This is a genomic window from Cupriavidus sp. FW305-F7 (assembly GCF_058782875.1).
Genome location: NZ_JBYSYC010000025.1, coordinates 67,285 through 92,784, shown reverse-complemented (window position 1 = coordinate 92,784; position 25,500 = coordinate 67,285). Strand labels below are relative to the sequence as shown.

At 66.7% G+C, this 25,500-nt stretch carries 24 protein-coding genes; 12 read left to right on the top strand and 12 right to left on the bottom strand.

The window, feature by feature from the left end:
* Window positions 1-84: 84 nt before the first annotated feature.
* Both AC3WL8_RS22815 and acnB read right to left on the bottom strand, forming a co-directional pair.
* Window positions 85-789 (bottom strand): glutathione binding-like protein, encoded by a 705-nt coding sequence (locus AC3WL8_RS22815; protein WP_211979675.1) that lies wholly within the window; start codon window positions 787-789, stop codon window positions 85-87.
* A gap of 331 nt (window positions 790-1,120) precedes the next feature.
* On the bottom strand, window positions 1,121-3,712 hold the full coding sequence (acnB, locus tag AC3WL8_RS22810) for a bifunctional aconitate hydratase 2/2-methylisocitrate dehydratase (protein WP_013952213.1): 2,592 nt from the start codon (window positions 3,710-3,712) through the stop codon (window positions 1,121-1,123).
* 442 nt (window positions 3,713-4,154) lie between these two features.
* Here acnB and fliL point away from each other — a divergent pair, with 442 nt between their 5' ends.
* The 8 genes from fliL to nadC all read left to right on the top strand — a co-directional run bounded on the left by fliL (window position 4,155) and on the right by nadC (window position 9,512).
* Window positions 4,155-4,646, top strand: a complete 492-nt coding sequence (gene fliL / locus AC3WL8_RS22805) for a flagellar basal body-associated protein FliL (RefSeq protein ID WP_011616679.1) — start codon at window positions 4,155-4,157, stop codon at window positions 4,644-4,646.
* 59 nt (window positions 4,647-4,705) lie between these two features.
* Entirely contained in the window at window positions 4,706-5,725 is a 1,020-nt protein-coding gene (fliM, locus tag AC3WL8_RS22800) for a flagellar motor switch protein FliM (RefSeq protein WP_013952212.1), read from the top strand.
* Entirely contained in the window at window positions 5,718-6,167 is a 450-nt protein-coding gene (gene fliN / locus AC3WL8_RS22795) for a flagellar motor switch protein FliN (protein WP_013952211.1), read from the top strand. The genes fliM and fliN overlap by 8 nt, the downstream gene beginning before the upstream one ends.
* On the top strand, window positions 6,164-6,619 hold the full coding sequence (gene fliO, locus AC3WL8_RS22790; RefSeq protein ID WP_013952210.1) for a flagellar biosynthetic protein FliO: 456 nt from the start codon (window positions 6,164-6,166) through the stop codon (window positions 6,617-6,619). Before fliN ends, fliO begins: the two co-directional genes overlap by 4 nt.
* Window positions 6,616-7,401 (top strand): flagellar type III secretion system pore protein FliP, encoded by a 786-nt coding sequence (gene fliP / locus AC3WL8_RS22785; protein ID WP_013952209.1) that lies wholly within the window; start codon window positions 6,616-6,618, stop codon window positions 7,399-7,401. Before fliO ends, fliP begins: the two co-directional genes overlap by 4 nt.
* A gap of 40 nt (window positions 7,402-7,441) precedes the next feature.
* Window positions 7,442-7,711: a flagellar biosynthesis protein FliQ gene (gene fliQ, locus AC3WL8_RS22780; RefSeq protein WP_010810398.1), complete on the top strand. Its 270-nt coding sequence runs from the start codon at window positions 7,442-7,444 to the stop codon at window positions 7,709-7,711.
* Between the two features lie 58 nt (window positions 7,712-7,769).
* On the top strand, window positions 7,770-8,555 hold the full coding sequence (fliR, locus tag AC3WL8_RS22775; protein WP_013952208.1) for a flagellar biosynthetic protein FliR: 786 nt from the start codon (window positions 7,770-7,772) through the stop codon (window positions 8,553-8,555).
* Between the two features lie 123 nt (window positions 8,556-8,678).
* Complete coding sequence (gene nadC, locus AC3WL8_RS22770; protein ID WP_013952207.1) at window positions 8,679-9,512, top strand: carboxylating nicotinate-nucleotide diphosphorylase; 834 nt, start codon at window positions 8,679-8,681, stop codon at window positions 9,510-9,512.
* 108 nt (window positions 9,513-9,620) lie between these two features.
* Here nadC and AC3WL8_RS22765 read toward each other — a convergent pair whose 3' ends face one another.
* A complete protein-coding gene (locus tag AC3WL8_RS22765; RefSeq protein ID WP_041228799.1) occupies window positions 9,621-10,166 on the bottom strand; it encodes a MarR family winged helix-turn-helix transcriptional regulator in 546 nt (181 codons plus the stop codon).
* 354 nt (window positions 10,167-10,520) lie between these two features.
* On the opposite strand from AC3WL8_RS22765, the gene phnN reads away from it, so the two are divergent.
* Together phnN and AC3WL8_RS22755 are read left to right on the top strand one after the other, a co-directional pair.
* The gene (gene phnN, locus AC3WL8_RS22760; RefSeq protein WP_013952205.1) at window positions 10,521-12,326 is read left to right on the top strand and encodes a phosphonate metabolism protein/1,5-bisphosphokinase (PRPP-forming) PhnN; all 1,806 of its coding nucleotides are present in this window, start codon (window positions 10,521-10,523) and stop codon (window positions 12,324-12,326) included.
* 43 nt (window positions 12,327-12,369) lie between these two features.
* Window positions 12,370-13,362, top strand: coding sequence for a tripartite tricarboxylate transporter substrate binding protein (locus AC3WL8_RS22755; RefSeq protein ID WP_153953871.1), 993 nt, complete (start codon window positions 12,370-12,372; stop codon window positions 13,360-13,362).
* A gap of 22 nt (window positions 13,363-13,384) precedes the next feature.
* Here AC3WL8_RS22755 and AC3WL8_RS22750 read toward each other — a convergent pair whose 3' ends face one another.
* The 3 genes from AC3WL8_RS22750 to AC3WL8_RS22740 form a co-directional block, all read right to left on the bottom strand.
* Window positions 13,385-14,614, bottom strand: coding sequence for an RtcB family protein (locus AC3WL8_RS22750; protein ID WP_013952203.1), 1,230 nt, complete (start codon window positions 14,612-14,614; stop codon window positions 13,385-13,387).
* Window positions 14,615-14,689: 75 nt separating this feature from the next.
* A complete protein-coding gene (locus AC3WL8_RS22745) occupies window positions 14,690-15,655 on the bottom strand; it encodes a threo-3-hydroxy-L-aspartate ammonia-lyase (protein WP_013952202.1) in 966 nt (321 codons plus the stop codon).
* Window positions 15,656-15,733: 78 nt separating this feature from the next.
* Window positions 15,734-17,368, bottom strand: coding sequence for a methyl-accepting chemotaxis protein (locus AC3WL8_RS22740; protein ID WP_492378886.1), 1,635 nt, complete (start codon window positions 17,366-17,368; stop codon window positions 15,734-15,736).
* Between the two features lie 397 nt (window positions 17,369-17,765).
* On the opposite strand from AC3WL8_RS22740, the gene AC3WL8_RS22735 reads away from it, so the two are divergent.
* A complete protein-coding gene (locus AC3WL8_RS22735) occupies window positions 17,766-19,466 on the top strand; it encodes a serine hydrolase (protein WP_492378885.1) in 1,701 nt (566 codons plus the stop codon).
* Window positions 19,467-19,507: 41 nt separating this feature from the next.
* A complete protein-coding gene (locus tag AC3WL8_RS22730) occupies window positions 19,508-20,062 on the top strand; it encodes a cysteine hydrolase family protein (RefSeq protein WP_153953874.1) in 555 nt (184 codons plus the stop codon).
* A 28-nt stretch (window positions 20,063-20,090) separates the two neighbouring features.
* Here the strand turns inward: AC3WL8_RS22730 and dmpG are convergent, their stop codons facing one another.
* From dmpG to AC3WL8_RS22700, 6 genes are read right to left on the bottom strand one after another with little or no spacing between them, the layout of a single operon-like run.
* On the bottom strand, window positions 20,091-21,155 hold the full coding sequence (dmpG, locus tag AC3WL8_RS22725) for a 4-hydroxy-2-oxovalerate aldolase (protein WP_211979673.1): 1,065 nt from the start codon (window positions 21,153-21,155) through the stop codon (window positions 20,091-20,093).
* Window positions 21,156-21,172: 17 nt separating this feature from the next.
* Window positions 21,173-22,117 (bottom strand): acetaldehyde dehydrogenase (acetylating), encoded by a 945-nt coding sequence (locus AC3WL8_RS22720; protein WP_153953876.1) that lies wholly within the window; start codon window positions 22,115-22,117, stop codon window positions 21,173-21,175.
* A gap of 25 nt (window positions 22,118-22,142) precedes the next feature.
* Window positions 22,143-22,361 carry a 2-hydroxymuconate tautomerase gene (gene thmT, locus AC3WL8_RS22715; RefSeq protein ID WP_256449333.1) on the bottom strand — a complete coding sequence of 73 codons (219 nt, stop codon included), beginning with the start codon at window positions 22,359-22,361 and terminating at the stop codon, window positions 22,143-22,145.
* Entirely contained in the window at window positions 22,358-23,146 is a 789-nt protein-coding gene (gene dmpH / locus AC3WL8_RS22710) for a 2-oxo-3-hexenedioate decarboxylase (RefSeq protein WP_035816275.1), read from the bottom strand. The genes thmT and dmpH overlap by 4 nt, the downstream gene beginning before the upstream one ends.
* Before the next feature lie 36 nt (window positions 23,147-23,182).
* Entirely contained in the window at window positions 23,183-23,965 is a 783-nt protein-coding gene (gene dmpE / locus AC3WL8_RS22705; RefSeq protein WP_492378884.1) for a 2-oxopent-4-enoate hydratase, read from the bottom strand.
* A gap of 9 nt (window positions 23,966-23,974) precedes the next feature.
* Window positions 23,975-25,429, bottom strand: coding sequence for a 2-hydroxymuconic semialdehyde dehydrogenase (locus tag AC3WL8_RS22700; RefSeq protein WP_153953879.1), 1,455 nt, complete (start codon window positions 25,427-25,429; stop codon window positions 23,975-23,977).
* Window positions 25,430-25,500: the final 71 nt, after the last annotated feature.

The window sequence follows — 25,500 nt, the reverse complement described above, 5'->3', positions numbered from 1 at the left end:
ACTATAGGATGCGGGCCACCCGCCCCTCTGTAGACGCCGGGGAAGCCACCGTGCAGGACGATGGCCACGCACGCCGCGGCTGCCTCAGCCGCGGTGCGGCGTATCGAGCCCCTTCACCACGGCCGGGCGCTTGACGAACGCCTCCAGCACGCGCCTGACATGCGGGAAGTCCTGGATGCCGACCAGTTCGCCCGCCTCATAGAAGCCAACCAGGTTGCGCACCCACGGAAAGGTGGCGATGTCGGCGATGGTGTATTCGTCACCCATGATCCAGTCGCGCCCTTCCAGCCGCTGGTTCAGCACATTCAGCAGGCGCCGGCTTTCGGCCACGTAGCGGTCGCGCGGGCGCTTGTCCTCGTACTCCTTGCCGGCGAACTTGTGGAAAAAGCCCACCTGCCCGAACATCGGCCCGATGCCGCCCATCTGGAACATCACCCACTGGATGGTTTCGTAGCGGCGCGCGGGGTCGGCCGGGATCAGCTTGCCCGACTTGTCGGCCAGGTAGAGCAGGATCGCGCCCGACTCGAACAGCGCCAGCGGCTTGCCGCGCGGGCCGTTGGGATCGAGGATGGCGGGAATCTTGTTGTTCGGGCTCAGCGACAGGAACTCCGGCGACATCTGGTCGTGGGCGTCGAAGCGTACCAGGTGCGGTTCATACGGCAGGCCGGTCTCCTCCAGCATGATCGACACCTTGACCCCGTTGGGCGTGGGCAGGGAATACAGCTGGATGCGGTCGGGATGCTGCGCCGGCCATTTGCGGGTGATGGGGAAAGCGGACAAATCGGGCACACTGGCTCCTGGTTCAGGCGCTTGCGCACTGCGCAAGAAGGCGCCGGACGTTGGAAAAACCCGATCATAAACCGCCCGTGCCATGCATGCAGCGCAGGGCCTCAGGCGGTCTCGGCCGGCTGCACCGCGCGATGCAGGGCCGCGCGCAAGCACCGCGAGAACCTGATGCGCAAGCTCGACCTGCACAACACGGCCGAAGTGGTGGCGTACGCCGCGCGCCACGGCGTTCCGCTGGACTGAACCATCCGCCTGCGCCGCGGCGTGTCGCTGAAAGCAAAAAAGGGGCCCCGCAAGCGGGGGCCCCTTCTTCATGCCAGCCTGACTGCGCGGCTTACACCGTCACGCCGTCGGCCACTTCCTTGAAGTCCTCGATCTGGTCGAAGTTCATGTACTTGTAGATCTTGTCGCCGTTGGCATTGAGCACGCCCATGTCGGCCATGTACTCTTCCTTGGTCGGGATGCGGCCCAGGCGCGAGCAGATCGCCGCCAGTTCGGCGGAACCCAGGTACACGTTGGTGTTCTTGCCCAGGCGGTTCGGGAAGTTACGCGTGCTGGTCGACATCACCGTGGCACCTTCGCGCACCTGTGCCTGGTTGCCCATGCACAGCGAGCAGCCCGGCATTTCGGTGCGGGCACCGGCGGTGCCGAACACGCCGTAGTGGCCTTCCTCGGTCAGCTGCTTCTGGTCCATCTTGGTCGGCGGAGCCACCCACAGCTTGACCGGGATGTCGCGCTTGCCTTCCAGCAGCTTGGAAGCTGCGCGGAAGTGGCCGATGTTGGTCATGCACGAACCGATGAACACTTCATCGATCTTGGCGCCGGCAACTTCCGACAGGGTCTTGACGTCGTCCGGGTCGTTCGGGCAAGCCACGATCGGCTCATGCACGTCGGCCAGGTCGATCTCGATCACGGCGGCGTACTCGGCGTCGGCGTCCGGCTCCAGCAGCTTGGGATCGGCCAGCCACGCTTCCATGGCCTTGATGCGGCGCTGCAGGCTGCGCGGGTCCTGGTAGCCCTGGGCGATCATCCACTTCAGCAGCGTGATGTTGCTGTTGATGTATTCGATGATCGGGTCCTTGTTCAGGCGCACCGTGCAACCGGCGGCCGAACGTTCCGCCGAGGCGTCCGACAGTTCAAACGCTTGCTCGACCTTCAGGTCGGGCAAGCCTTCGATTTCCAGGACGCGGCCCGAGAAGATGTTCTGCTTGCCTTGCTTGGCCACGGTCAGCAGGCCTTGCTTGATCGCGTACAGCGGAATCGCGTTGACCAGGTCGCGCAGGGTCACACCCGGCTGCATCTTGCCCTTGAAGCGGACCAGCACCGATTCCGGCATGTCCAGCGGCATCACGCCAGTGGCGGCGGCAAAGGCCACCAGGCCCGAACCTGCCGGGAAGCTGATGCCGATCGGGAAGCGGGTGTGCGAGTCGCCGCCGGTGCCGACGGTGTCGGGCAGCAGCATGCGGTTCAGCCACGAGTGGATCACGCCGTCGCCCGGGCGCAGCGAGATGCCGCCGCGGGTGCTGATGAACTCAGGCAGGGTGTGGTGGGTCTTGACGTCGACCGGCTTCGGATACGCGGCGGTGTGGCAGAACGACTGCATCACCAGGTCGGCCGAGAAGCCCAGGCAGGCCAGGTCCTTCAGCTCGTCGCGGGTCATCGGGCCGGTGGTGTCCTGCGAGCCCACCGAGGTCATCTTCGGTTCGCAGTACGTGCCCGGGCGAATGCCCTTGCCTTCGGCCAGGCCGCAGGCGCGGCCAACCATCTTCTGCGCCAGCGTGAAGCCCTTGCCGGTATCGGCCGGGTTCTGCGGCAGGCGGAACAGCGTCGACGGGGCCAGGCCCAGCGCCTCGCGCGCCTTGGCGGTCAGGCCACGGCCGACGATCAGCGGAATACGGCCGCCGGCGCGGACTTCGTCAAACAGCACGTCGGACTTGACCTTGAACTCGGCGATCACTGCGCCGTCCTTCAGGGCCTTGCCTTCGTACGGGCGCAGTTCGACCACGTCGCCCATTTCCATCTTCGACACGTCCAGCTCGATCGGCAGCGCGCCGGCGTCTTCCATGGTGTTGTAGAAGATCGGGGCGATCTTGTTGCCCAGGCACACGCCGCCGAAGCGCTTGTTCGGGATGAACGGGATGTCTTCGCCGGTGAACCACAGCACCGAGTTGGTGGCGGACTTGCGGCTCGAGCCGGTACCGACCACGTCGCCCACGTAGGCGACCAGGTGGCCCTTTTCCTTCAGCGACTCGATGAACTTGACCGGGCCGCGCTTGCCGTCTTCTTCCGGCTGGAACGCCGCGCCTTCGCGCTTGTTCTTCAGCATGGCGAGCGCGTGCATCGGGATGTCCGGGCGGGTGGTGGCGTCCGGGGCCGGCGAGAGGTCGTCGGTGTTGGTTTCGCCCGGCACCTTGAACACGGTGATGGTCAGGCTTTGCGGCACTTCCGGGCGGCTGGTGAACCACTCGGCGTCGGCCCAGCTTTGCAGCACGGCCTTGGCATTGGCATTACCCTTGTCCGCCTTTTCCTTCACGTCGTGGAAGGCGTCGAACATCAGCAGGGTCTTCTTCAGCGCCTCGGCGGCGACGGTGCCGACCTCGGCATCGTCCAGCAGCTCGATCAGCGGCGAGATGTTGTAGCCGCCCAGCATTGTGCCCAGCAGCTCGGTCGCCTTGGCGCGCGAGATCAGCGCGCACTTCTCTTTACCCAGCGCCACGGCGGCCAGGTACGAGGCCTTGACCTTGGCGGCGTCATCCACGCCGGCCGGCACGCGGTAGGTGATCAGCTCGACCAGGTTCTGCTCTTCACCGGCGGGCGGGTTCTTCAGCAGTTCGACCAGCTCGGCCGTCTGCTTGGCGGTCAGGGGCAGAGGGGGGATGCCAAGCGCGGCGCGCTCGGCCACATGTGCGCGATAGTTTTCAAGCATGGGAACCTGCTGAGTAATTAGGTTTAGAAAATCTCGTTACGTCGCGATTGTAGTCCGAAGCCGCTCCTTGGTCAAATGTCTTATATCTTATATAAGAGTGAAAACAAAAAATACCATGAAAATCAAGGCACTGGAAACTTAATTGCCTACGAATCCACATGAATCACTACCCGACTAGCGTAGTAGGGAATGCATGACGGCGCTCCCGCGACCGGCCCCGCGGCCCGGCCAGGAATCGCGGCAGCTTGCACCAGCACTCAAGTTCACACGACATCAAGCGTTAACCAGCCTGCAGGCGCGCATCACAGGGCGCCCGCTCGCGTAGCCGTGCCTGCTCCCTTTCCGCTCAAATGGCCAAGCTGAAAGGGTTTCCCCCTTTTTTTCGGCCCTTTGCTGGCCTGCGATTCCGGAAGAATGGCAGGCATTCCGATACAGGCTTCTCATGGCGAACACGGCTTCCCCTCCCCGGACTGGCAACACAGGCAAGCGCGGCCGGCTGCTGCTGATCGGCGCCGGCGTGCTGGTGGTGGCACTGGGCGCCGGAGGCTTCGTGCTGGGCAGCGTGCTGAGCAACCGCCAGCCGGCGGCGCCCGCTGCGCCCGCCGCCCCGGTCGTACCGCCGCCGATCTTCGTGCCGCTGGACGCGTTCACCGTCAACCTGCGCAGCGACGACGGCGACCGCTTCCTGCACACCGGCCTGTCGCTGAAGGTGGCCGATGCCGAAACCCAGGCACGCTTGGCGCAGTACCTGCCCGAGGCACGCAGCCGCATCCTGCTGCTGCTGTCGGCCAGGCAGCCGGCCGACCTGGCCACCGTCGAAGGCAAGCGCAAGCTGGCCGACGACATCCGCGACACCATCAGCAAGCCGTTTGCCAGCGGCCTGCCGGCGCAGCGGGTGCTGGACGTGCTCTTCACCTCTTTCGTGGTGCAGTAAGCGCAAGCCAGGGCCGCACCGGATTCATCCATAACGCCGCACAAGGGGCAGGACACTAGATGGCCTACGACAAGTTCCTCTCGCAAGACGAGGTCGACGAGCTGCTCAAGGGCGTATCCGGCGAAGCCGATACGCCCAAGGCCAGCGAGCCTGCGCTCGACGAGGGCGGTGTGCGCCCCTACAACCTGGCCACGCAGGAACGCATCATCCGCGGCCGCCTGCACACGCTGGAGATCATCAACGAGCGTTTTGCGCGCTCGATGCGCACGGCGCTGTTCAATTTCATTCGCCGCGGCGCTGACATCACCGTAGGCAGCATCAGGATCGAGAAATTCGGCGACTTCGCGCGCAACCTGCCGATGCCGACCAACCTGAACCTGGTCCACCTGAAGCCGCTGCGCGGCACGGCGCTGTTCGTCTACGACCCGAACCTGGTGTTTCTGGTGGTGGACAACCTGTTCGGCGGCGACGGCCGCTTCCACACCCGCGTGGAAGGCCGCGACTTCACCCAGACCGAGCAGCGCATCATCCAGCGCATGCTGGAGCTGACGCTGGCCAGCTACGGCAACGCCTGGCGCACCGTGCACCCGATCGAGACTGAGTACATCCGCTCGGAGATGCACCCCAAGTTTGCCAACGTCGCCACCCACAACGAGGCCGTGGTGACCACCGCCTTCCATATCGAACTGGGCGCCGTCGGCGGGCAGCTTCATGTCTGCCTGCCGTACTCGATGATCGAGCCGCTCAAAGACCTGCTGATGAATCCGCTGCAGGATGAGAAGGAAGTCGACAAGGGCTGGGTCACGCAACTGTCCACGCAGCTGCGCGCGGCCGAGGTGGAGCTGGTGGCCGAGTTCGCGCACCTGCAAAGCACCGTGGCCGAAGTGCTGGCGATGCGCGCCGGCGACGTGCTGCCGATCGAGCTGCCGGAGAAGGTATTTGGCAAGGTGGACGGCGTGCCCGTCATGCAATGCGGCTTCGGCACGATGAACGGCCAGTACGCGCTGCGGGTAGAACGAATGATCAATCACCAGGACGGCGATTCCCACCTGGACACCGAGGACAGCGATTATGAGTGACGGCATCGAGGACAAGCCCGTCGATCCGATGGACGACTGGGCCAGCGCGCTGGCCGAGCAGACCAGCGCCACATCCGCCGCAACCCCCGCAGCTGCCGCACCGGCGGCCCAACCCGCGGCCACCCCGGCCGCCGCCACCGTGTTCCAGCCGCTGGCGAAGGAAGCGCCGAGCGGCTTCCGCAACGATATCGAGATGATTCTCGATATCCCGGTGCAGCTGACCGTGGAACTGGGCCGCACCAAGGTGCCCATCAAGAACCTGCTGCAGCTGGCGCAGGGCTCGGTGGTGGAGCTGGACGGCCTGGCCGGCGAGCCGATGGACGTGCTGGTCAACGGCTACCTGATCGCGCAGGGCGAGGTGGTGGTGGTGAACGACAAGTTCGGCATCCGCCTGACGGACATCATCACGCCGTCCGAACGCATCCGGAAGCTGAACAAATGACCATACAGACGCGCGCCAGCCTGGCCGTGCTTGCGGCGCTGCCGGGGGCCGCCATGGCCGCCGACGGCACGCATGTGCCGGCCATCAGCGGCGCGGCCAGCCTGGCGCAGGCCGGGCTGGGGCTGTTCGCCATCGTCGCGCTGATCCTGGGCATGGCCTGGGTGGCCCGGCGCGCCGGCCTGGTGCGTCACGCCACCGGCGGCGCGATGAAGGTGGTCGGCAGCACCATGCTGGGCGCACGCCAGCGCCTGGTGCTGGTCGAGGTGGGCGATACCTGGCTGGTGCTGGGCGTGAGCCCCGGCGAAATCCGGCCGCTGCATACCCTGCCTGCGGGCACCACCGCAGCCAATCCCCTCGCCGCCACCGGCGGTGCAGGCCCTTCGCAACAGCCGGGTGGCGGCACCTTTGCCGAAAAGCTGCTGCGCTCGATGCAGGATCACCTCAAGTCATGAATTTCCCGCGTGCCGCGCTGCGGCGCCCGCTGCCGGGCCCGCTGCTGTCCCTGCTCGCGCTGATGCTGGCCGTTGCCGCGCTGGTGCCCGCACAGGCCTGGGCCCAGACACTGCCCGGCGTCGTCAGCAAGCCCGCCCCGGGCGGCGGCCAGATCTGGTCGCTGCCGGTGCAGACGCTGCTGCTGCTGACCTCGCTGTCGTTCCTGCCGGCGGCGATGCTGATGATGACCGGCTTCACCCGCGTCATCATCGTGCTGGGCCTGCTGCGCAGCGCACTGGGCACCGCCAGCTCGCCGCCTAACCAGGTGCTGGTGGGCCTGTCGCTGTTCCTGACCTTCTTCGTGATGGCACCGGTGTTCGACCGCGTCTACAACGACGCCTACAAGCCGCTGTCGGAAAACAAGATCAGCCTGGAGGCCGCCGCGGCCAAGGCCGCGGAGCCGCTCAAGGCCTTCATGCTGCGCCAGACCCGCGAGAAAGACCTGGCCATGTTCGCGCAGATGGCCAAGGCGCCGGAGATGCAGGGCCCCGAGGAAGTGCCGCTCAGCATCCTGGTGCCGGCCTTCGTCACCAGCGAGCTGAAGACCGCGTTCCAGATCGGCTTCACCATCTTCATCCCGTTCCTGATCATCGACCTGGTCGTTGCCAGCGTGCTGATGGCGATGGGGATGATGATGGTGCCGCCGGCCACCATCTCGCTGCCGTTCAAGCTGATGCTGTTCGTGCTGGTCGACGGCTGGCAGCTGCTGCTGGGTTCGCTGGCACAGAGCTTCATGAACTGAGGCAGCCCCAGCTCCCGCCACACACCGCAGACTCCGAGCCATGACACCCGAGACCGTAATGACCATCGCCACCCAGGCGATGAAGATGACCCTGCTGCTGGCCGCCCCGCTGCTGCTGGTGGCGCTGGCCGCCGGCCTGGTGGTCAGCCTGTTCCAGGCCGCGACGCAGATCAACGAGATGACGCTGAGCTTCATCCCCAAGCTGATCGCGCTGTTCGCCACCATGGTGCTGGCCGGGCCGTGGATGATCAACTCCATGGTCGACTACATGCGCGAAGTGTTCCAGAGCATTCCCGCGCTGGCGCACTGACTGCGGCCGCGCTCGCTGTCGTCACCCCCTCGCCCTCCCTGCCCGCTGACTCCCCGCCGTGGTCGAATTCACCTCAGCCCAGCTCTACAGCTGGCTCGTGGCGTTCCTGTGGCCCTTTTTCCGGCTCCTGGCCCTGATCGGCACCGCGCCGCTGTTCGGTGAGTCCACCATCCCGCGGCGCGCCAAGATCGCACTGTCGGCGATGATTGCGATGGTGGTGTCGCCCACCATCGCGCAGCTGCCGGTGGTGCCGGTGTACTCCTTCGGCGGTCTGATGATTATTCTCAACGAGATCGGCATCGGCCTGGCCACCGGCTTCGCCATGCGGCTGGTCTTTGCCACCGTGCAGCAGGCCGGCGAAATCATCGGCCTGCAGATGGGCCTGTCCTTTGCCTCGTTCTTCGACCGCGCCGCAGGCGGCCAGACCATGGTGCTGTCGCGCTTCCTGAATCTGATCGCGATGCTGCTGTTCCTGGCGCTGGACGGCCACCTGCTGATGCTGGGCACGCTGGTCGACAGCTTCAACGGCCTGCCCATCGGCGGCACGCCGCTGTCCGCCGGCGGCGCCATGGCCGTGGCCCGCGCCGGCGGCATGGTGTTCTCGTCCGGCCTGCTGCTGGCGCTGCCGATGATCGCGGCGCTGCTGACGCTGAACCTGGCGATGGGCATCCTGAACCGCGCCTCGCCGCAACTGTCGATCTTTGCGGTCGGCTTCCCGGTCACGCTGTCGGGCGGGCTGCTGGTGCTGATGCTGGTGATGCCGCAGATGGGCACCTACATGCAGCACATGATCGAGGCGGGGCTGGAGGCGGTCGGGACGGTGCTGGGGCAGTTTGCGCGGTAGGTTTGCGCTTTATCTTAGATCTCGAATATTACTTGACATGGCGCACGGAAGGGCTAGTATTGCGCTATGTACTTCGATCTCTAAGATTTATGAGGTACCGCAACCACCGTTCAGGAGCCCTTCATGTACGACATTTTCGCCACCGACAAGCTGATCGATCTCTGGCTGACCGAAGACATCGGCATCTGCGACTTGACCGTCCAGACCATGATTGAACCGGGAGAGACCGGCACCTTCTGCATGAACGCCCGCGAGCCGATGCTCATCGCCGGCATCGACGTGGCGGCACGCATCTTCGCGCGCTACGATCCGACGCTGTCGGTCGATGTGCGCGTCGCCGACGGCGACAAGGTTGAAAAAGGCGCGGTGCTGCTTAACGTGAGCGGCAATGCACGCAGCGTCCTGACGGCCGAGCGCACCGCGCTGAACATCATGCAGCGGCTGTGCGGCATCGCCAACCATACGGCAACCTATGCCCAGGCCATCGCCCATACCAGGGCGCGCCTGATCGACAGCCGCAAGACCACGCCGGGCCTGCGAGCGCTGGAAAAGCACGCGGTGACCTGCGGCGGCGGCCTGAACCACCGGCTGAGCCTGGACAACGGCGTGATGATCAAGGACAACCACATCGCCGTGTGCGGCAGTATCGCTGCCGCCGTGGCACGCGTGCGCCGCAAGCTGCCCGTGCTGACCAAGCTGGAAGTGGAATGCGACCGGCTGGAACAGGTGCACGAAGCCCTGGCAGCCGGTGTCGACGTGATCATGCTGGACAACATGTCGGTGCCCGACATGAAGGAAGCCGTGCAGATCGTCAATGGCCGGACCAAGGTCGAGGCCTCAGGCGGCATCCGCCTGGAAACGATCCGGGCCGTGGCGGAAACGGGCGTGGACTACATCTCCACGAGCAAGATCACCCAGTCCGCCCCTGCCGTCGACATCGGGCTCGACGAAGCCTGACACCGGGGGGAACAGCCCCCCAATCGCTCTGACCGATTCACGCCTTCTACCCAAGGCATTCACCCTTGCCGGTCTCGCCCGGCGAGGGTCTTTTCCGTTGCGGGTCGTCTACAGATCCGAGAGCAGGCGCCCTACCTCCTGTGTGGACGGGACCCGCCGCCCATGTTCTGCCGACGCGACTTCGTCGGCGACCAGCCGCTTCGCAATCGTGATCAGCACGCGACGCGTGGTCAGCACGTCTTCTTCGCTCACACCTTCCACGCTGAGTTCGTTCACCTCGGTCGCCAGCGGTTCAAGCTTGCGGCGCAGCGCGCGTCCGGTCTTGCTCAGGAACACATGCACCTTCTTCTTGTTGCCGGGAAGATGCGTGCGTTCCACGTAGCCCAGCGCCTCCAGCGCCTTGACTGCCGCAAACGTCGTCGGCTCGGTCACGCCGGCCCGTTCACTCAACTCTCGCTGCGACACGCCGTCATGGCGCCACAGGATGCGCAGGATGGTCCAGTGCCCATACGAAACCGAATGCTCCGCCAGGCGCAACTGCAGCGCCCGGATATAGGCCCGGGCGGCATCCTTCACCAGGTGGGCAAGCCGTTCTTCATCGGCTTCATCCGCAGGCGTGATCGGGACCGGAGCATCCGGCTTCTTTGTGGCCATAGTCGTGAGGGAAAGTAGAGCGTATGCATGCGGCACCGGACGGCCCGGCGCCAGCGACAGCGCACATGATAGCGCCTCCGGCGCTGGCACGCCGACACCACCGCTTCATCGGCAACGCCTCTCCATGTAGCGTTCACTCCATCAGTGCACCATGCCCGCAACCCATGCACGGGGCACCGTCACCGCGCACCCTGCTCCCCGTGTTTTCCCCTATAAGCCCGCGAATCCCGCGTACACACTGGATTTGCGGGCGCTGGCTCGTTGCTTGCATTAACTTAGACATCGAACTTATCTTGACACCCCCTTGGCCGGTGCTAGCATAGCCACATAACTTCGACATCTAAGGTAATTCTCATGAAGGCGACCGGCACATTCTTCTTTGTTGTGGGGCCCAGTGGCGCTGGCAAGGACTCCCTGATCGACGGTGCACGTGCCGCGCTCGATGACGATTACGTTTTTGCGCGGCGCGTCATTACCCGCCCTGACGGCTCTGCTGGCGAAGCGCACGAAGGTGTCACGGAGGCCGAGTTCGCGCGGCGCCAGCGAAGCGGAGAGTTCTTGGTGACCTGGGACGCGCACGACCTGTGCTACGGATTGCCCCGCTCCCTGATGCTCGAACTCGAACGCGGCCGCAACGTCGTGGCCAATGGCTCGCGAGGCGTCATCGCCGAACTTGCGGCCCGCCTGCCCCGCTTCGTCGTGATCGTGGTGACGGCACCGCATGACGTGCTTGCGCAGCGCATTGCCGCGCGTGGGCGGGAATCTGGCGACCAGGTTGCCAGCCGCGTGGCACGCGCAGGGGCTCCGGTGCCGCCACACGTCCCGTGTATCACGGTGTCGAACGACAGCACGCTGGAAGCGGGCACGGCACGCTTTGTCGAAGCCTTGCGCAACGGCACCGGGGCATCCGCCGCCGAACGGCCGGCCAGCCGAACCAACCTGATGGCCAAGCTGCGCGGCGATCCGCTCGACGAAGCTGCCTACGTCGCCGTGCTGCAGGACGCCATCGCCGGGCGGTACACCGAGGCAGAGTTGACCGAGTTCCTCGTTGCCGCCACCCGCACGCTCACAGACGAGGAAGTGGTGGCACTGGCACGCGCGCGTACCGCCTTCACACCCCGCATCGACTGGGACGAACCGGTAGTCGTCGACAAGCATTCGATGGGGGGCGTTCCCGGCAGCCGCATCACGCTGATCGTGGTGCCGATCGTCGCCGCCTACGGGCTGGCGATGCCCAAGACATCGTCGCGCGCGATCACCTCTGCCGCCGGCACCGCCGATGCCATGGAGACCATCGCACGGGTCGACCTGGCGCATGAAGACGTGCGCCGATGCGTGGCCCAAGCGCGCGCATGCATTGCCTGGAACGGACGGCTGAACCATTCCGTGGTCGACGATGTGATGAACGCCATCACGCGGCCGCTGCGCCTGGATTCGCGGCGCTGGTCAGTGGCGTCGATCCTGTCGAAGAAGTACACCGCCGGCGCCACCCACGTCATCGTCGACCTGCCCTATGGGCCGCAAACCAAGCTGGCAACGCGCGCCGACGCCGAGGCGCTGGGCGCGCTGTTCGAACACGTCGGCAAGGGACTGGGCCTGCACGTACGCGCACTGGTCACTGACGGCAGCCGCCCGATCGGGCGCGGCATCGGCCCCGCACTGGAAGTGCGCGACGTCCGCCTCGTGCTCGACAACGCGCCCGATGCACCCGCCGACCTGCGTGAAAAGGCCCTGCGCTTTGCCGGCGAAATCATCGCATTCGATCCCCGCGTGGACTCCCCCGAACACGGCATGCAAATTGCGACCGCGCTGCTGCATGAAGGCAAGGCCAGAGCCGCGTTCGATCGCATCGCCGCTGCGCAGGGCGCTCGCGCCGATCCAGTGGCGCCGGGTACGCATACGCAGGTCGTTCCCGCCGCCACGCAGGGCCGGGTCACGGGCATCGATGGCCTGCAGATTTCCGGCGTGGCGCGCGCCGCCGGGGCGCCGCGCGATGGCGGTGCAGGCGTCGACATGCTGTGCACGATCGGTGCAAAGGTAGCGCCAGGGCAACCCCTCTACCGTATCCACGCCGGCTCCGCGGAAGCGCTTGAGGCGGCTGCGGCACTGGCGCGCGCTGGCGGCGAGTACTGCCAGGCGGTGCGTATAGACCCCGATTGACCGGCTTTTCCGCTTCCTTCACCCTAACCGACGAGGCATATCAATGAGACCCCTATCCGTCGTCAGAAGTCTGGCATCGCTCCTGTTTGTCGCAGGCAGCCTGGGCACCCTGCCCGGGCGCGCCGAAGCCAATATCGCCAGTACCTTCCCGCAAAAGCCGATCCGCGTGGTGGTAACGTTCCCGGCCGGAGGGGGGACCGATTCCCTTGCGCGCCTGATTGGGAATGACCTCAGCAAGTCGCTGGGGCAGCCCGTGGTCGTCGACAACCGGCCCGGCGCCAGCGGCAATATTGGCGCCGAGTTCGTCGCCAAGAGCCCTGCCGACGGCTATACACTGCTCATCGTCAACAGCAGCTTTGCCATCAACCCGAGCGTCTTCAAGAAGCTGCAGTTCAATCCCAAGTCCGATTTCAGCGCCGTCATCACCTTCGCGTCGGTGCCATCGGTGATCGCCGTGCCATCGCACTCGAAGCTCCGCACCTTCAGCGACCTGCTGGCGGCCGGCAGGAGCGGCTCACCCCCCAGCTACGCGTCGTGCGGTAACGGCACCCCGCAGCATCTGGCCGGCGAATTGCTGAAGGTCTCGGCAAAGATGGATATGCTGCACGTGCCGTACAAGGGTTGCGCTCCCGCCATCGCCGACGTGCTCGGCAACCAGGCCGATGTCAGTGTCAACACGCTGACCAACACCATCCCCTACCTGAAAAGCAACAAGCTGCGCGCGCTGGCCGTCACCTCGAAGGCGCGCTCGCCGTTCCTGCCCGACGTACCAACTGTCAGCGAGCTTGGCGTGGCCGGCTATGACGTCGACCAGTGGTTCGGCATCCTCGCCCCGGCAAATACGCCGCCCGAGATCGTGCAAAGGCTGAACACGGAAATCGCCAGGGCCATCGCCAGGCCTGAGATCAAGGCATCGCTGACGCAGCTCGGCTTTGCCACGACGACAAGCACGCCCGCTGAATTCCAGAAGCTGGTGAGTTCCGACATCGATCGCTGGCAGAAATTCGCGACGAAAATCAATCTGCTCGTCGACTGACCCCCCTGGGGCACCGGCCCACTCACCCCTTCACGCACACCACCTGCCGCAACGTGTGCACGATCTCCACCAGGTCAGCCTGCGCCGCCATCACCGCGTCGATGTCCTTGTACGCCATCGGGATCTCGTCGATCACGGCGGCGTCCTTGCGGCATTCGACCCCCTCGGTCGCATGCACCTGATCGGCCACGGTGAAGCGGCGCTTGGCCTCGCTGCGGCTCATGGTGCGGCCCGCGCCGTGGCTGCATGAGCAGAACGATTCCGGGTTGCCCTTGCCGCGCACGATGAACGAGCGCGCGCCCATCGATCCCGGGATGATGCCCAGCTCGCCCACGCGCGCGCTGACCGCGCCCTTGCGCGTGACCAGCACCTCGGCGCCGAAGTGGTGTTCCTTCTGCACGTAGTTGTGATGGCAGTTGACCGCCTCCAGCCGCGCCTGGAACGGCCTGCGCAGCACGCGCTGCGCCGCTGCCAGCACCGCCTCCATCATCAGCTCGCGGTTGCGGCGCGCGTAGGCCTGAGCCCACGACACGGCGAAGATGTAGTCCTCATAATGCTCGGAGCCTTCGACCAGGTAGGCCAGGTCGCGGTCCGGCAGGTTGGCGAGGTGCTTGCGCATGTCCTGCTGCGCCAGCGAAATGAAGGTCGTGCCGATGGCATTGCCGACGCCGCGCGAGCCGCTGTGCAGCATGAACCAGACTGACTGGGCCTCGTCCAGGCACACCTCGATAAAGTGATTGCCGGTGCCGAGCGTGCCCAGGTGATTGCGATGGTTGGTACGCGCCAGGTGCGGATACTTGTCGGTGATGCGACGAAAGCCCGGCGCCATTTCGGCCCATGCCGCGTCAACGGGCGCCGGGGCCGAGCCCCAGGCACCCTGGTCGCGCCGTCCGCCTTGCGCGGTGCGGCCGTGCGGAACGGCGTGCTCGATCGCGCTGCGCAGCGGCCCGAGGTTGTCGGGCAGGTCAGCGGCGGTGAGCGAAGTCTTCACGGCCATCATGCCGCAGCCGATGTCCACGCCCACCGCGGCGGGAATCACCGCGCCCACGGTCGGGATCACCGAGCCGATGGTCGAGCCCTTGCCCAGATGTACATCCGGCATCACCGCGAGATGGCGGAAGATAAACGGCATCCGCGCCGTGTTCAGCAGTTGCTCGCGGGCAGCGCTTTCCACCGGGACGCCGCGCGTCCACAGCTTGACCGGCTTGCCGGCGCCGGTGTCCAGCACGTCATAGTGGCGCTTGTCCGTCATGGCCACTCCTGGCATTGTCGTCGCGGATTGCAGGTTAGACGGCCGGGGCCAGTCCAGGATTCCCTGCCGCCCGACTCAACCCAGCAGGAAGCTGCCAAAGGCGCCCAGGTCGACATTGCCGCCCGAGATGATGACCCCCACGCGCTTGCCCTTCACATCCAGCTTGCCGTGCAGCACCGCGGCGGCAGCCAGGCAGCCGGTGGGCTCGACCACGATCTTCATGCGCCCGGCGAAGAACTTCATGGTGTCGACCAGTTCGGCATCCGACACCGTGGCGATGTCCATCACCAGCTCGCGGATCACGGCAAAGGTGTGGTTGCCCAGAAACGGCGTCTGCGCGCCGTCGGCGATGGTGCGCGGGGTGTCGATGCGGACGATTTCGCCGCTGCGCAGGCTGCGCTGGCCATCGTTGCCGGCCTCAGGTTCGACGCCGTACACGGCGCAGCCGGGCGACATCGCCTGGGCCGCCACCGCGCAGCCAGAAAGCAGCCCGCCGCCGCCCAGGCACACCACCAGCATGTCCAGCGGGCCGGTTTCCTCGAACAGCTCCTTGGCGGCCGTGCCCTGCCCCGCCATCACATGCGGATGGTCATACGGCGGAATCAGCGTCATGCCGCGCTCGGCGGCGATGCGCCGGCCCAGCGCCTCGCGATCGTCCTGGTAGCGGTCATACAGCACCACTTCGGCGCCATAGCCGCGCGTGGCTTCGATCTTGATCGCGGGGGCGTCCTGCGGCATCACGATCACCGCCTGCACGCCCAGCAACCGGGCCGACAGCGCGATCGCCTGGGCATGGTTGCCGGAAGAGAACGCCAGCACGCCGCCCGCCTTCTGCTGCGGCGTGAACTGGGCGATGGCGTTGTAGGCGCCGCGGAACTTGAAGGCGCCGATGCGCTGGAAGTTCTCGGCTTTGAAGAACAGCTGCGCGCCGGTGGCCGCGTCCGCGGTGGCGGAGGTCAGCACCGGGGTGCGGTGGGCCGCCGCGCGGATGCGTTCGTGGGCGGCGGCGACGTCGTCGAAGGAGATAGGCAGGGCGGTCATGGCGATGGCAAGGAGGCTGGGACCGGCCAGTTTACCCGCCCCGGGGCCATCTTGCAGCCACGCCGCCCCGGCGTGGCGCTATGCCGCGGCCAGCCTGTGCGCCGCGCGCCGCTGCGTGGCCAGCGTATCGGCACCCAGGTGCGAGGCGCCGCCTTCGCCCGGCAGGCGGAAGAACGCCACCACCTCAGTGAGTTCGCGGCCCTGCTCTTCCAGCGCGCGCGACGCGTTGGCAGCTTCGTTCACCAGCGACGCGTTCTGCTGCGTCACCTGGTCGATCTGCGCGATGGCCTGGCTGACCTGCTCGATGCCGCGGGTCTGTTCGGCGGACGCCGTGGCAATCTCTTCCACGATGCCGGTCACGCGCGCCACCGCCTGGGTCACCTCGGCCATGGTCTGGCCCGCCTCTGATGCCAGCGACGCACCGTCGTGCACCTGGCGTCCCGACGCCTCGATCAGGTCCTTGATCTCCTTGGCCGCGCTCGAGGAGCGCTGCGCCAGGCCGCGCACCTCGCTGGCCACCACGGCAAAGCCGCGGCCCTGCTCACCGGCACGCGCCGCCTCCACCGCCGCGTTCAGCGCCAGGATGTTGGTCTGGAAGGCAATGCCTTCGATGATGCCGGTAATCTCGGCGATCTTGGACGAACTGGCACTGATGTCCTGCATCGTGCCGACCACGCGCTGCACCGTGGCGCTGCCGCGCTGCGCCACGTCGGCCGCGCTGCGCGCCAGCTCGCTGGCCTGGCGGGCGTTGTCGGTATTCAGGCGCACGGTCTCGGTCAGCTCTTCCATGCTCGCCGCGGTTTCTTCCAGCGACGCCGCCTGTTCCTCGGTGCGGCTGCTCAGGTCAGCGTTGCCGCGCGCGATCTCGCTGGTGCTCACGGCAATATTGCCGCTGCCTGCACGCACCTGGGTGACGGTGGCGGTGAGGCGCTCGTTCATGTCGCGCAGCGCGGCAAGCAGGCGACCGGTCTCGTCATCGCGATCCACCTCGATACGTGCGCCCAGGTCGCCGCTGGCCACGGTGCCGGCCACGTCCACGGCGCGCTGGATCGGCCGAGTGATGGCACGCGTGACCAGCAACCCGCCAACGATAGCGATCGCTGCCGATACCAGGGAAATCAGGATCAGCAGGTTGCGCTGGCGCTCATAATCCGCCTCCAGCCTGCGCTCCATCTCCTTCTGGCGCGTCTTGGTGAACTCCGCATAGGCGTCGGTCGCCTTGATCAGCGCCGCCAGCAGCGGGCGGCAGTGCTTGTCGATACGGGAGACGGCTTCCTCGATCTTGCGCTCCACCGCCAGGCCGACGATGCCGGTGGCGACCGGGCCATACTGCGCCTCGACCTTCGCCACCTCCTCCACCAGCTTGCGCGCCTCATCGCTGATGCCGGGCTGGCGCACCATCTCATTGAGCCGCGCCAGGCGGGTCTGCACGTCCTGGTGCGCGCGCAAGGCATCGGCCTTCTCGCGCTCCAGTTCCGCCGCATCGGTCACCAGCACCAGGTTGCGCGCCGCGATGGCCCGCCGGTCCACCGCGCTGCGCACTTGCGCGGCCATGTCCGCGCGGGCATTCAGCCCGTTCAGGTAATCATTGAAACCTGCGGTCGCATCGCCGAGCGCATGCAGCGAATACGCGGACACCACCAGCACCATGCCCGCCAGCGTGCCGAACCCGGCCAGCAGCCGCGTGCGGATAGACAGACTCCTGAAATTCATGATCACTCCCCTCACCGTCCAATAAGACGTATGCGCTTCGTTTGTTTTGAATCCAACCCTGCATGCCCGACTGCTGCATGCAACACTGCGCGCCCGTTCCTGCTGGTCGGCTCGGCGTCCGCGATCCGGCCGGGGTACTTTGCCCTGGCGATTTTCTGGCGTATCCGTGCTCTTTATTGCGCTGGCTAACGGTTGCGACGGGCCGAACTGATCCCTACGAGAGCGGGGCATGGCCTGGCCAGCAGGAGGAATGGCTGCCTGGAGTGCACCAATAATCACAAATGTGCCAGTGACAACGCTGGAGATGTCGCGAACCAGGCACAGTCACTTTGAGCAAGCGGCGACTGCGTCGCCAGGACATGGCAGCATACGGAGCCCATGCCCCCAGGAACGCCTCATGCTGAACGGATTCGATGCACTGGTCGAAGAGTCGATGGCCGATTGGAAGATCCCCGGGCTTGCGCTGGCCGTGATCCGCGACGGCGAGCCCGTCCTGATGCGGGGCTACGGGGTCCGTGACAGCGTCGGATCAGCACCGGTGACAACCGCCACGCAGTTCATGCTGTGCTCGATCACCAAGTCCTTCACCGCCGCCGGCCTGGGCCTGCTGGTGGACGAGCGCAAGCTTAACTGGACCACGCCCGTGCGCGACCTCATCCCGGGATTCCGGCTGCACGATGCCGTCACCACCGAGCGCATCACGGTGCGCGACCTGCTCTGCCACCACAGCGGCATGCCGCGCCACGACTGGCTCCATACACCGGGCGACCTTGATACCAGCGAACTGCTGGCACGGCTGCGCTACCTGGCGCCCAGCCGTGACCTGCGCGAACGCTGGCAGTACCAGAACCTTGGCTACGTAATCGCCGGCCATGTGGCCGAGCGCCTCAGCGGCCAGCGCTGGGAGGACTTCACCGGGGAGCGCCTGCTGCGGCCGCTGGGCTTCTCACGCTTCGGTTTCTCCGCCGAGGCCCTGGCCGCCGCTCCCGACCACGCGCACCCGCATACGATGGTTGGCGACGAACGCCTGCGAGCCAGCCTGTCGTCCATTGTGAAGCCGGCCGGTGGCCTCGCCACCTCGGTAGAGGACCTGGCGAAATGGATGCGCTGCCTGCTGGATGAAGGCAAGGTTGGCGGGCGTGCGCTGCTATCGCCGGCGATCGTGCGCGACATGATGACGCCGGGCGTGCATATCGGCATGTCGGAGTTCCCGGAGGTCGGCGATCAGCATTACGGCCTTGGCCTCACGGTCGAGCAATACCGCGGCGAGCGCACGGTCTCGCACTCCGGCAGCTGGCTGGGCTGGGCGGCGCTGATGACGCTGATGCCATCCAGGCGTATCGGCATTGCGGTGCTGACCAACCGGGCACCCAGCGCGGTGACCGCGCTGCTGACCTATGCGGCTCTGGACCAGTTGTGCGGGCATCCGCCCATCGACTGGTTCACCTGCATGCAGGCCCGGCGCCACGAAATGCTCGCACAACTGCAGATCAACCAGGCGGCACGGCAAGCGCGGCAGCATACCGGCACCAGCCCCAGCCATCCGCTGCACGATTACGCAGGCGACTACTCGCACCCCGCCTACGGGCAAGTCACCATCGGTGCGGATGGCGATGCACTCTCCTGGCGCTGGCGCGGCATGTCCGGCCAGCTCGCCCATCGTCACTACGATGTGTTCAGCACGGCCGAAAAGCCCGCCGAAATCCATCCCGACAACCTGGCCCTCACCTTCCTCTACAACCGGGAAGGCACCATCGACAGCATTGCGGCACCGCTGGAGCCGCTGGTCGACGATATTGTCTTCCACCGCATGGCAAGCGGCGACGCGACCACGGCCGCCTTCCGCGCGCGCTGCGCCGGCGAGTACCGGCACAGCGTGCAGCGCATCGAAGTCGCGCTGGATGCGGCCGGGCACCTGCTCATGACCATCACGGGGCAACCCCGCTACCACCTGCTGCCGTCCGAGGGCCAGACCTTCGAGATCGCGGAGCTGCCCGGCTGGCGCGTGGAGTTTCGCGCGCCGGCGCAAGAGGCCGTGGACGCACTGAAGCTGTTCCAGCCGAACGGGACGTTCCTGGCATTGCGGGTGCAGCCGTAGCGCCGGCAAGCTACAGTCGACCACCTTCACGGGAGCACAACATGAATTGCGCACTGCTCATCATCGATTTCCAGGCCGGCCTGCTCGATTCCGCACCGTTGCCAGGCGATGCCGCCGCGGTTGCCACCAATATCAACACCCTGAGTACACGAGCCCGTCAGGCGGCCGTGCCGGTCATCTTCATCCAGCACGAGAATGAGGACGCCCTGCGGCACGGTTCAACGGCGTGGCAACTGTCCGCCGGACTTCAGGTCGAACCGGGTGACTACCGGATCGGCAAGCGCACCCCCGACAGCTTTCTGCGCACTGAACTCCAGACGGTCCTTGCTGAACATGATGTGAAGCATGTGGTCGTGTGCGGCTATGCCACCGAGTTCTGCGTTGACACCACAGTGCGCCGCGCGGCAGCCAATGGCTACGGGGTGACCATCGCCGCGGACGCGCACACGACGCACGACAAGCCGCACGCCGACGCGGCCCGCATTCGCGAGCATCACAATGCGACATTGTCGAATATCAGGAGCTTCGGGCCGAAGATTGCCGCGGTGAGCACGGATGCGATCGATTTTCGCTCGCTGGCGCGGCCGAGGTGCTGAGCCTCGCCCCGACCGCGCCTGCCGACGGTCAGGCCACCGCCGCCGACGACACACCCTGCTCCGCCTGCGCACTGCGCCGCGCCAGCAAGTCCAGCGCCACATCCACGATCATGTCTTCCTGCCCGCCCACCATGCGCCGCCGGCCCAGCTCGACCAGGATGTCGACCGTGCCCAGGCCGTAGCGCGCCGCGGCGGCCTCGGCATGGCGCAGGAAGCTGGAATAGACCCCCGCGTAGCCCAGCGCCAGGGTCTCGCGGTCAACGCGCACCGGGCGGTCCTGCAGCGGGCGCACGATGTCGTCGGCGGCATCCATCAGCGTGTAGAGGTCGCAGCCGTGCTGCCAGCCCAGGCGTTCGGCGGCGGCGATAAAGACTTCCAGCGGGGCGTTGCCGGCGCCGGCACCCATGCCGGCCAGGCTGGCGTCGACGCGGTCACAGCCCTCTTCCGCCGCGACGATGGAATTGGCCACGCCCAGGCTCAGGTTGTGATGGGCGTGCATGCCGGTCTGGGTTTCCGGCTTGAGCACGTCCTTGAAGGCGCGGAAGCGCTCGCGCACGTCCTGCATGCCCAGCGCGCCGCCGGAATCGACCACATAGACGCACTGGGCGCCGTAGCTTTCCATCAGCTTCGCCTGCTGCGCCAGCGCCGCGGGCGTGGTCATGTGGCTCATCATCAGGAAGCCGACGGTGTCCATGCCGAGTTCGCGCGCATATTCGATGTGCTGGCGCGAGACATCGGCTTCGGTGCAGTGCGTGGCCACGCGCACCACGCGCGCGCCGGCATCATAGGCGGCGCGCAGGTCGTGCACGGTGCCCACGCCCGGCAGCAGCAGCGTGGCCACGCGGGCATGGCGCACGGTCTCGGCCACGGCGGCGATCCATTCCAGGTCGGTATGGGCGCCAAAGCCATAGTTGAAGCTGGAGCCCGACAGCCCGTCGCCGTGCGCGACCTCGATCGAATCCACGCGCGCGGCGTCGAGCGCGGCCGCGATGCGGCGTACGTGGTCCAGGCTGTACTGGTGGCGGATGGCGTGGCTGCCGTCGCGCAGCGTCACGTCGGAGATGTAGAGCTTCCTGATAGGTTGTGCGGTCATCTTTGTCTCCCTGCGGCTCATGCGGACAGCCGGGCCTCGGCCAGGCGCTCGGCGCAGGCCAGTGCGGCGCTGGTCATGATGTCGAGGTTGCCGGCATAGGCCGGCAGGTAATGGGCGGCGCCCTCCACTTCCAGGAAGATCGAGGTCTTGATCCCGCTCATCGGTCCCAGGCCGGGGATATTCAATGGCGCCGACGCAGCGATACGCTCGAACTGTACGCGCTGCTTGAGCCGGTAACCCGGTACGTAACCCTGCACTGCCTGCGCCATCGCTTCGACGCTCGCCGCGATTTCCGCTTCATCACCGTCCTCCGACAAGGTGAAGACCGTGTCGCGCATCATCAGCGGCGGTTCCGCCGGGTTGAGCACGATGATGGCCTTGCCGCGCGCGGCGCCGCCCACCGAGCACAGCGCCTGGCTGGTGGTCTCGGTGAACTCGTCGATATTGGCGCGCGTGCCGGGCCCGGCCGACCTGCTCGATATCGACGCCACGATCTCGGCGTAGTGCACGTTGGCCACGCGCGACACCGCCGCCACCATGGGAATGGTGGCCTGGCCGCCGCAGGTGACCATATTGATGTTGGGGGCGTCCAGGTGCTGGTCCAGGTTGACCACGGGCACCACGTACGGGCCGATCGACGCCGGCGTCAGGTCGATCACGCGCACGCCGTGCTGCTGCAGCACGCGGTTGTGGTACGCATGGGCGCCGGCCGAGGTGGCATCGAAGACGATGCGGATATCGCCGAAGCCCGGCATGCCGACCAGCCCGTCGATGCCCTCGGCCGTGGTCGGCACGCCCAGGCGCTCGGCGCGGGCCAGCCCGTCCGACGCGGCATCGATGCCCACCATGGCGCCCATCTCCAGGCTCCGGCCGTGGCGCATCACCTTGATCATCAGGTCGGTGCCGATATTGCCGGAGCCGATGATGGCCACCTTGTGGCGGCCGCTTGCTTTCATGTCCATGTCGTTGTCCTTTTTCGCGTGGGCGTCAGCGGCCCAGTTCCCTGGCGGTCTTGCCGCCGATGCCGAACTGCGCCTTCGGCACCTCGGTGATCATCACGCGCACGGTTTCCACCGGCGCGCCCACCGCTTCGACCGCGGCATCGGTGAGGGCGCGGATCAGGCGCGCCTTCTGTTCGTCGGTACGGCCTTCGATCAGGAAGACCTGCATGATTGGCATGGTGTGTCTCCTTGGTGCGCGGTTCAGGTGAAGCGCATCGATACCGTGCCCAGGTGCTGGTAGCGAACGGTGATGTTGTCGCCGGCCGCCACCGCGATGGCCTCGGTCACGCCGCCGGTCATGATGAACGTGCCCGCCGGCAGCTCGCGCCCGCGCGCCCCCAGCATGTTGGCCAGCATGGCGACGCTGTTGGCCGGATGCCCCAGCACCGCCGCGCCGGCCGCCGTGGCCACCACCTCGCCGTTCTTCTCAAGCACAACGCCCAGGTTCTTCAGGTCCAGCCCCTCGGCGCCGCGGTGCGTGCCGCCCACGACGAAGCGCGCCGACGAAGTGTTGTCGGCAATCACGCTCTTCAGGTCGAAGCGGAAGTTCTCGTAGCGCGAGTCGATCACCTCCACCGCCGGCACCACGAAGTCCGTCGCGGCCAGCACGTCGCCGATATGGCAGCCAGGCCCCTTGAGCGGGGCCTTCAGCACGAAGGCAATCTCGGCCTCCACCTTGGGGTGGATCAGCGTGCCGGTATCGATGGCGGCCCCGTCCATGCAGGCGCCATAGTCGGTGAGGAAGCCGTACACCGGGTCGCTCACGCCCATCTGGCGCATCTTGGCGAACGAAGTCAGGCCCATCTTGAGCCCGGCGATACGGGTGCCGCGCGCCTCCTTGCGCGCGCGGATGGCGTCCTGGATGGCGTAGGCGTCGTCCCAGTCCATGTCCGGGTATTCATCGGTGATCTTGCGCACCGCCTCGCGCTGCAGCTCGGCGTTCTCCAGGTGCTCGGCGAGCCGGGCAATGGTGTCTTGTGTCAGGTTCATGGCTTGTCCTGCGCTGAATTGGAAAAGGGGTCGGGCTCAGACAAAGCACACGCCGGCCGAGCCGATACCGCCCAGGCTGATGCGCAACTGGTCGCCAGCGGTTACGGGCACCATCGCGGCAAGAGAGCCGGACAGGATCACCTCGCCCCGCTTCAGGCCAATGCCCAGCCGGCCAAGCGTATTGGCCAGCCATGCCACCGCGTTGACGGGATGCCCGAGCGCGGCCGCGCCGGCGCCGGTGGCGACGATCTCGCCGTTTTTCTCCAGCGTCATGCCGACCGTGCCCAGGTCCACGCTGCGCGGGTCCACCGCGGCGTCGCCCAGCACGAATACGCCTGACGATGCGTTGTCAGCCACCGTGTCCTGGATGCGGATCTTCCAGTCGCGGATGCGCGAGTCGACGATCTCGAAGCAAGGCAGCACGTAGGCGGTGGCGCGCAGCACGTCGGCATTGGTCACGCCCGGCCCTTCCAGGTCTTCCTTCAGCACGAAGGCGATTTCACCCTCGGCCTTGGGCGCGATCAGGGTGTCGGCGGGAATCGCCGCGCCGTCGGGGTAGACCATGCCGGACAGCAGGTGGCCAAAGTCGGGCTGGCGCACGTCGAGCATGTCCATCACCACGCGGCTGGTCACGCCGATCTTCTTGCCGACCACGCGCTCGCCGGCATCGAGCCGGTGCTGCACCATCGCCAGCTGGATGCGGTAGGCATCGTCGATGCTCAACTCCGGCCACGATTCGGTCAGCGGCGCCACCGGGCGACGGGAGGCCAGCGCATGGTGCAGGCCGGCGCCGATCTCAAGGATAAGTTCGCTATGCATGATGGGACCTCACAGGCGGACGCAGACGTTGCGCAGCTCGGTGTAGAACTCGAGCGAATGGACACCGCCCTCGCGGCCGATGCCGGACTGCCTGGCGCCGCCAAAGGCGGTGCGCAGGTCGCGCAGGAACCAGGCATTGATCCAGCAGATGCCAACGTCCAGCGCGCTGCCCATGCGGTGCGCGGTGCCGAGGTCGCCGGTCCAGACCGTGGCGGCCAGGCCGTACGGGGTGTCATTGGCCAGCGCGATGACTTCCTCTTCGGTGTCGAACGGGGCGATATGGCAGCAGGGCCCGAAGATCTCCTCGCGGATCACGGCGGCGCTTTCCGGCAGGCCGGTCCAGATGGTGGGCTGCACCCAGGCGCCTTCGGCCAGCGCCCCCGGCATCTGCGGCACGCCGCCCCCGGTGACCACGGTGGCGCCGGCCTCGGCGGCCTTGCGGTAGTAGGACAGCACCTTGTCGCGATGCTCGTGCGACACCAGTGGGCCCATGTTCACGCCGAGCTCGGTGGGCCGCCCCAGCTTCAGGCCCTCGGCCTTCGCCTTCAGCGCGGCGACAAAGCGCTCGAAGATCGGCCGCTGCACATAGACACGCTCGGTGCCCAGGCACACCTGCCCGCTGTTCTCGAACGCCGAGCGCGTGATGCCGGCCACGGCCTTGTCGAAGTCCGCATCGGCGAACACAATGCCCGCGTTCTTGCCGCCCAGCTCGAACGACACCGGCCGCACGCCATTGGCCGCGTCCTTCATGATGGCCTCGCCGGTGCGGGTCTCGCCGGTGAAGGTGATGCCGTTGACCTGCGGGTGCGCGGTCAGGAAGGCGCCGGCCGAATCCGGGCCAAAGCCATGCACCACGTTGTAGACGCCGGGCGGCACGCCGGCCTCGTTCATCACCTCGCCCAGCAGCGTCGCGGTGGCGGGGGTCTCCTCCGAGGGCTTGACCACCACCGTATTGCCGCAGGCCAGCGCCGGCCCGACCTTCCACGTCATCAGCAGCAGTGGCAGGTTCCACGGGCACACCACGCCGATCACGCCGCGCGGGCTGCGCACCGCGTAGTTGATGGCCTTGCCGCCATCGGGCGTGTCCATGGCAAAGCTTTCGGTCGGCACGTTGCGGATCAGGTCCGCAAAGACCTTGAAGTTGGCCGCGCCGCGCGGGATGTCGATATGGCTGGCCAGCCCGAAGGGCTTGCCGGTATCGGCGATCTCCGCCTGCACGAATTCGTCGAAGTGGCGGTTGATGCCGTCAGCCACCGCGTGCAGCAGCTCGACCCGCTGCGCCACCGTCATGCGGCCCCACGGCCCCTGCAGCGCGCTGCGCGCGGCCTGCACCGCGGCGTCGACCTCGGCCCGCCCGGCCTCGTGCACGTGGCCGATCAGGCTGTTGTCGGTCGGGTTGCGGTTCTCGAAGGTCCGCGCGGTGCCGACCCACTCGCCGTTGATGAAGTTCTTGAAGTCTTTCATATTGGTTCTCTGGTGTTGAAGCAATCGCGCACTGCGATCCTCCGCTCATCGTTTGGGTGCCCCTTCTCCCG

Bases quoted from the DNA above. Each gene is read 5' to 3' on its own strand.
- dmpH (WP_035816275.1), bottom strand. From the start codon at position 23,146: ATGAACCTGACACAAGACACCATTGCCCGGCTCGCCGAGCACCTGGAG.
- dmpE (WP_492378884.1), bottom strand. From the start codon at position 23,965: ATGCATAGCGAACTTATCCTTGAGATCGGCGCCGGCCTGCACCATGCG.
- fliL (WP_011616679.1), top strand. From the start codon at position 4,155: ATGGCGAACACGGCTTCCCCTCCCCGGACTGGCAACACAGGCAAGCGC.
- AC3WL8_RS22750 (WP_013952203.1), bottom strand. From the start codon at position 14,614: ATGACGGACAAGCGCCACTATGACGTGCTGGACACCGGCGCCGGCAAG.
- fliN (WP_013952211.1), top strand. From the start codon at position 5,718: ATGAGTGACGGCATCGAGGACAAGCCCGTCGATCCGATGGACGACTGG.
- fliQ (WP_010810398.1), top strand. From the start codon at position 7,442: ATGACACCCGAGACCGTAATGACCATCGCCACCCAGGCGATGAAGATG.
- fliM (WP_013952212.1), top strand. From the start codon at position 4,706: ATGGCCTACGACAAGTTCCTCTCGCAAGACGAGGTCGACGAGCTGCTC.
- AC3WL8_RS22735 (WP_492378885.1), top strand. From the start codon at position 17,766: ATGCTGAACGGATTCGATGCACTGGTCGAAGAGTCGATGGCCGATTGG.
- AC3WL8_RS22720 (WP_153953876.1), bottom strand. From the start codon at position 22,117: ATGGACATGAAAGCAAGCGGCCGCCACAAGGTGGCCATCATCGGCTCC.
- fliO (WP_013952210.1), top strand. From the start codon at position 6,164: ATGACCATACAGACGCGCGCCAGCCTGGCCGTGCTTGCGGCGCTGCCG.
- AC3WL8_RS22700 (WP_153953879.1), bottom strand. From the start codon at position 25,429: ATGAAAGACTTCAAGAACTTCATCAACGGCGAGTGGGTCGGCACCGCG.
- AC3WL8_RS22765 (WP_041228799.1), bottom strand. From the start codon at position 10,166: ATGGCCACAAAGAAGCCGGATGCTCCGGTCCCGATCACGCCTGCGGAT.
- AC3WL8_RS22740 (WP_492378886.1), bottom strand. From the start codon at position 17,368: ATGAATTTCAGGAGTCTGTCTATCCGCACGCGGCTGCTGGCCGGGTTC.
- AC3WL8_RS22755 (WP_153953871.1), top strand. From the start codon at position 12,370: ATGAGACCCCTATCCGTCGTCAGAAGTCTGGCATCGCTCCTGTTTGTC.
- dmpG (WP_211979673.1), bottom strand. From the start codon at position 21,155: ATGACCGCACAACCTATCAGGAAGCTCTACATCTCCGACGTGACGCTG.
- AC3WL8_RS22745 (WP_013952202.1), bottom strand. From the start codon at position 15,655: ATGACCGCCCTGCCTATCTCCTTCGACGACGTCGCCGCCGCCCACGAA.
- nadC (WP_013952207.1), top strand. From the start codon at position 8,679: ATGTACGACATTTTCGCCACCGACAAGCTGATCGATCTCTGGCTGACC.
- fliP (WP_013952209.1), top strand. From the start codon at position 6,616: ATGAATTTCCCGCGTGCCGCGCTGCGGCGCCCGCTGCCGGGCCCGCTG.
- AC3WL8_RS22730 (WP_153953874.1), top strand. From the start codon at position 19,508: ATGAATTGCGCACTGCTCATCATCGATTTCCAGGCCGGCCTGCTCGAT.
- acnB (WP_013952213.1), bottom strand. From the start codon at position 3,712: ATGCTTGAAAACTATCGCGCACATGTGGCCGAGCGCGCCGCGCTTGGC.
- phnN (WP_013952205.1), top strand. From the start codon at position 10,521: ATGAAGGCGACCGGCACATTCTTCTTTGTTGTGGGGCCCAGTGGCGCT.